The organism is Kitasatospora putterlickiae (assembly GCF_039527695.1).
Taxonomy (GTDB): domain Bacteria; phylum Actinomycetota; class Actinomycetes; order Streptomycetales; family Streptomycetaceae; genus Kitasatospora; species Kitasatospora putterlickiae.
Window position 1 is genome coordinate 7,329 of record NZ_BAAAKJ010000187.1, and the last position, 4,853, is coordinate 12,181.

At 75.4% G+C, this 4,853-nt stretch carries 5 protein-coding genes and 1 pseudogene; 3 read left to right on the forward strand and 3 right to left on the reverse strand.

Translation table 11 applies throughout. From position 1 onward, the window contains the following. A partial coding sequence (locus tag ABD308_RS18845; RefSeq protein WP_344335981.1) for a TetR family transcriptional regulator occupies window positions 1-516 on the reverse strand: 516 nt, incomplete at its 3' end. A gap of 453 nt (window positions 517-969) precedes the next feature. On the opposite strand from ABD308_RS18845, the gene ABD308_RS18850 reads away from it, so the two are divergent. Further along, entirely contained in the window at window positions 970-1,620 is a 651-nt protein-coding gene (locus tag ABD308_RS18850; RefSeq protein WP_344335984.1) for a ScbR family autoregulator-binding transcription factor, read from the forward strand. Here the strand turns inward: ABD308_RS18850 and ABD308_RS18855 are convergent. Continuing rightward, window positions 1,614-2,777 (reverse strand): MFS transporter, encoded by a 1,164-nt coding sequence (locus ABD308_RS18855; protein ID WP_344335987.1) that lies wholly within the window; start codon window positions 2,775-2,777, stop codon window positions 1,614-1,616. The two genes, ABD308_RS18850 and ABD308_RS18855, sit on opposite strands and share 7 nt — an antisense overlap. A 173-nt stretch (window positions 2,778-2,950) precedes the next feature. On the opposite strand from ABD308_RS18855, the gene ABD308_RS18860 reads away from it, so the two are divergent. Next, window positions 2,951-3,283: an ArsR/SmtB family transcription factor gene (locus ABD308_RS18860; protein WP_344335990.1), complete on the forward strand. Its 333-nt coding sequence runs from the start codon at window positions 2,951-2,953 to the stop codon at window positions 3,281-3,283. 16 nt (window positions 3,284-3,299) lie between these two features. Then, window positions 3,300-3,614, forward strand: a pseudogene (locus ABD308_RS18865) (SDR family oxidoreductase); the annotation flags it as partial. Between the two features lie 111 nt (window positions 3,615-3,725). Here ABD308_RS18865 and ABD308_RS18870 read toward each other — a convergent pair. Beyond that, the coding region (locus ABD308_RS18870) for an alpha/beta hydrolase family protein (protein ID WP_344335992.1) at window positions 3,726-4,853 on the reverse strand (1,128 nt) is incomplete at its 5' end.

Consider the following 4,853-nt stretch of genomic DNA (forward strand, 5'->3'; position numbering starts at 1 on the left):
GTGCAGCACGGCCAGCAGCAGCTGGGCGACCAGTTCGGGCGGCCGGGGCGCCATGCCGCCCTCCCCCTGCGCCCGGCGGATCAGGGCCACCAGGCCGCGCTGCACGTCCTCGAAGACGTCCGGCGGCGCCGGCACCGGGAACGGCGGGCGCGGCGGGTGCGACCGCGCCGGGTCCGGGATGTCGGTGGCCAGCCGGAGCGCCGCCCGCAGCCGGACGTCCTCCTTCAGCCGGTGCGCCAGGTCCAGCACCAGGCCCTCCAGCACGGCGGCGGCCTCGGCGCCCGGGACGTCACGGGTCAGGCGCATCTCGTCCCAGACCCGGCGCGAATGCGACATCAGCGCGCCGGCGAGCGCGCGTTTGGACGGGAAGTGCCCGTACAGCGCCCCCTTGGTCATCCCGGTCCGCTGCGCCACCGCGTTGAGGGTGGCCCGGCTGTAGCCCTGGGTGGAAAACTCCTCGGCCGCGGCGTCCAGCACCTTCTCCCTGGTCCGCCGGGCCCGCTCCTGCTTCAACATGCGCCCTCCCTGGGGAAGAAACATACCTTTCTGAATGAATGTTCTCAGTCACAGCCCCGCGCCCACCCGGTTCCCGCGCATCGGACGGGATCCGATCGGTGACCATCCGTCAGCGCGTGCGGTCGGGTGCGGAACGGCCGCGCACGACGCGGCGGCGAGTTCGGTGAGGGCGGGGCCCGCGAGGCCCCCGTGGTTCGGCTCGTACCGGCCGGTGTGCCGCGGTGGCCGTCGCCGCGTGGATACGACCGCTGGCGGAACATCCATGACTTCTCCCTCCCCCGCGCTCGCGGAGGCCCCGGCCGGGCCGCTACATTGCGGTGCTCCAAACCGGTGCGACGGCTCAGGAACATACCTTCTAGACGGTTTTCCGTCGAGTCAGAGCATTCCGCCACCATGTCCAAATCTCCCGGTCCGACCGCGAGTTGACCGCACCCGAGCCACCCAGGAGCCGAGATGCCCGAGCCCGACCAGGCCACCCCGTTCCGGGCGCCGTCCATCGCCACCCGGCGGGGCCCTGATCCCAAGCAGGACCGGGCCGCCCGCACCAGGCTGCTGGTGCTCACCGCCGCCGCCGAGCTGTTCGCGGCCCGCGGCTTCCGCCACACCTCGGTGAAGGAGGTGGCGGACCGGGTGGAGATGACCAAGGGGGCGGTCTACTTCCACTTCCCGACCAAGGAGGCCCTGGCGGTGGCCGTGGTCGAACAGCACTACGCCCGCTGGCCGGTGCTGCTGACGAAGGTGACCGCCGAGGGACACGGGCCGCTGGCGACCGCGGTGCGCATGCTGGAGGGGGCGGCGATCGCCTTCCGGGACGACATCGTCGTCCAGGCGGGTGCCCGGCTGCAGATCGAACGGCCGCAGATCGACGCCGAGTTGCCGACGCCCTACGTGGACTGGACCCGCCTGCTGGCCACGCTGCTGAGACGCGCCGAGGCGGCGGGCGAGCTGCACCCGGGGGTCTGCCCGCAGGCGGCGGCCCGGTCGCTGGTGGCCGCGTTCTTCGGCACCCAGCACATCTCGGACGTGCTGCACGAGCGCGCGGACATCGTCGAACGCTGGGCGGAGACGGCCGGGTTGCTGTTCCGGGCGATCCGCGCTCAGTGAGCGGTCACGGCCCGGACGGGCGCCGTGCCGCGCGTGGTGACCCAGGCCGTGGCGGCGGCCACCAAGGCGAACCCGGTCGCCGCGAGCGGGAACCAGCGGTCGCCGAGCAGCGCGATCGCGGCGCTGCCGGCCGCGCCGCCGACGGCCGTACCCAGGTAGAGGGCGCTGCTGTTGAGCGAGATCAGCAGCTGGGCGTTGGCCGGGTCCAGCGAGGCGAGCCGGTGCGGCAGCGCGACCGAGACGGCCCACCCGGCCAGCGGGGTGACCACGGCGTAGGCGAGCGCGCCGGGCATCGAGAGCCCCGCCCAGGGCAGTGCGGCGAACGCGGCCGCCGCCACCGTACTGGCCACCAGCAGCACCCGCCGCACGCCGACCCGGTCCACCAGCCGCCCGCCCAGCCAGCTGCCGCCCACCGAGGCGACGCCGGTGACCAGCAGGACCAGGCTCAACCGGTCGGCCCGGCCGCCGGTCGCCGGGGCGACGGCGGTGGCCAGGTAGATGTAGACGGACTGGAAGGCCAGGAAGAACACCAGGGTGGTCCAGGCGGCGCCGAGCACCCGCCGGTCGCGCAGCGGCGCCAGCCGGTCCCGCAGGTCGGGCGCGGCGGCGGGCGTCGGCAGCTCACGCAGCAGCAGCGCGAGACCGGCCAGGGCGGCCACGCTCAGCACCGTGACCAGCCACATCGTCAGCCGCCAGTCGGCGCGCCCGACCCAGGTGCCGAGCGGCACGCCGAGCGCGGTGGCGACCGTCATGCCGCCGAGCACCGTGGCCAGCGCCCGCCCGCGCCGCTCGGGGGCGACCAGGGTGGTGGCGACCGCGTTGGCGGTCGGGGTGTAGAGCGCGGCGCCGGCGGCGGCCAGCACCCGGGTGGCCAGCAGCGTCCCGTACGAGGGGGCGAGCGCGCTGAGCGCGTTGGCGGCGCCGAACACGGTGAGCGCGGTGAGCAGCAGGCGCCGGCGCGGCCAGCGGGCGGTGAGGGCGGCGAGCGGCGGGGCGAGCAGCGCGTATCCGAGGGCGAAGACGGTCACCAGCTGGCCGGCGGCGGTCACCGAGACCCCGAGGTCGTCGGCGACCGGGCCGAGGATGCCGGCCATGACCAGGGCGTCGGTGCCGACGGCGAAGGTGCCGAGGGCGAGCAGGAGCAGGCGGACGGGCACGTCGATCCCCCCAGGGAGTGGGCGTCGTCGGACGGAGTGGGGACCGCCGGACAAATTGTTGGACACGAGGGCAACAGTTTGATGCTCGCCAAACAGTACGGATTGGTGGATGATTGTCAAACCGTCCCGTCCGCGCACCGCACCCCGCGCCCGACCCCGAGGAGGCCGCGGCCATGTCCGACGACGAGCGGCTGCCCCAGCCCGCCCCCGCCGAGATCGACCTGGTCACCGTGCTGCACGCGCTCGGCGACCCGGTCCGGATGCGCCTGCTGACCAGCTACGCGGACGGCGCGGAGCACTCCTGCGACCCGCGCCACCTCGGCCTCGACCACCTGCACAAGTCGACCGTCTCGCACCACATGCGGGTGCTCCGCGAGGCCGGCGTGACCACCACCCGGGTCGCCGGGCGCAACCGGTACGTCTCGCTGCGCCGCGCCGACCTCGACGCGCGCTTCCCCGGCCTGCTGGACGCCCTGCTCGCCGCCGCCCAGGCCCCGACGGACTGAAGCGGCGAAAGGGAGGGCCTCGCCCGGCACCGGCCTGTACGGCGTCTCCAAGGCCGCGCTGATCCGGCTCACCGCCGAACTCGCCGCCGAGCCGGGACCCCGGGGCATCCGGGGCAACGCCGCCGCACCCGCCGTGGTGAAGACGAGGTTCGCCGAGACCCTGTACGAGGGCCGCGAGGAGCAGGTCGCCGCCGCCCACCCGCTGGGCCGGCTCGGCGTGCCCGAGGACGTCGCGGGCGCCGTCGCCTTCCTGCTCTCCCCCGGCGCCGCCTGGATCACCGGCCAGACCATGGTGGTGGACGGCGGTGTGACCCTCGGCGGCGGCCTGTGACCGGCGACGGGACGGCCGGACCGGGCCGGGCGCAGCGGTCACCGGGCCGCGATGAAGCCGGAGACCGGACGCGGGGTACGGCCGAGTCCCAGCCAGCCAGTTGACGGGACGTCAGCCCTCGAAGCGCATCTCCGGGAAGAGCGGCGAGGGCCCGTCGAGCAGGTGGTCGTCGTGGCCGCGCAGCCAGCGGTCGAAGAAGGAGCCGACGTACGCCCGGGTGGCGGCCACCGCGCGCTCGGGCCGGACGTCGCCGATGTCGCCGCGCAGCGCCTCGGCCGACACGGCGCCCTGACGGGCGAGTTGGGGCAGCAGCGCCTGCGCGTCGGTGTACGAGCCGTGCCGGGAGCCGAGCAGGGTGACGTCCGCCTTCCAGCCGCGGGTGTGCCGCCAGAAGGCGGCCCAGCCGGGCTGGCCGGCGTAGGGGCCGGAGTCCGCGCTCTCGGTGCCCATCAGCAGGAACGGGCGGTCCAGGCCGTCCTCGGCGACGCCGCTCAGGTGCGCGCCGGTGCCGTCGGGGCCGGGGAAGTGCAGCTGGCCGTCCAGGTTGACGCCGGCCTTGATCCGGGGGTCGTCGTGCATCGTCTGGGCGGCGGTGAACCCGCCGGCGGAGTGGCCGACCATGCCGATCCGGTCCAGGTCCAGCGAGCCGGCCAGCGCCGCCGGGAGCCGGCCGTCGGTGCGCAGCGCGGCCAGTTCGTCCAGGACGAAGCGGGTGTCGGCGACCCGGACGGCCGTCGCCTTGCGCAGCAGCGCGCCGATGTCCAGGCCGGGTTGGGCGGCGAGCGCGGGGAACACCGAGGTGGCCAGCCGCCCGTCGGGGAACGCCACCTCGGAGGCCTCGTAGGGGTGGTCGACGGTGACCACGACGTAGCCGCGTGAGGCGAGGTCCTCGACCAGACCGGTGCCCCAGCCGCGGGGGTCGCCGAGCCCGGCCGACCAGAGCACCACCGGGCGCGGCCCGGCGCCGAGCAGCGGCGGGGCGTCGGGGCGGGCGTGGGTGCGGACCCCGGACCAGTCGGTGCGGCCGGGTTCGGCGCCGTAGTTGAAGGCGGCGGCGCCGTCCGGACCGCCGAAGTGCCGGGCGGCGCGCGGCGCCATGTAGGGCGCGCGTTCGTCGCCGTGCGCCGGGCGGGTGGCCGGGTACCAGAGGCTGATCATCAGTTCGCGGGCGCGCCCCGGCCGCCAGGGGTCCTCGCGGCCGGGGTCGACCAGGCGCAGTTCGGTGGCACCGACCGCGTA

What these genes read in the sequence shown, in the direction of transcription:
- ABD308_RS18860 (WP_344335990.1), top strand. Translation starts at nt 2,951, where the DNA reads ATGTCCGACGACGAGCGGCTGCCCCAGCCCGCCCCCGCCGAGATCGAC.
- ABD308_RS18850 (WP_344335984.1), top strand. Translation starts at nt 970, where the DNA reads ATGCCCGAGCCCGACCAGGCCACCCCGTTCCGGGCGCCGTCCATCGCC.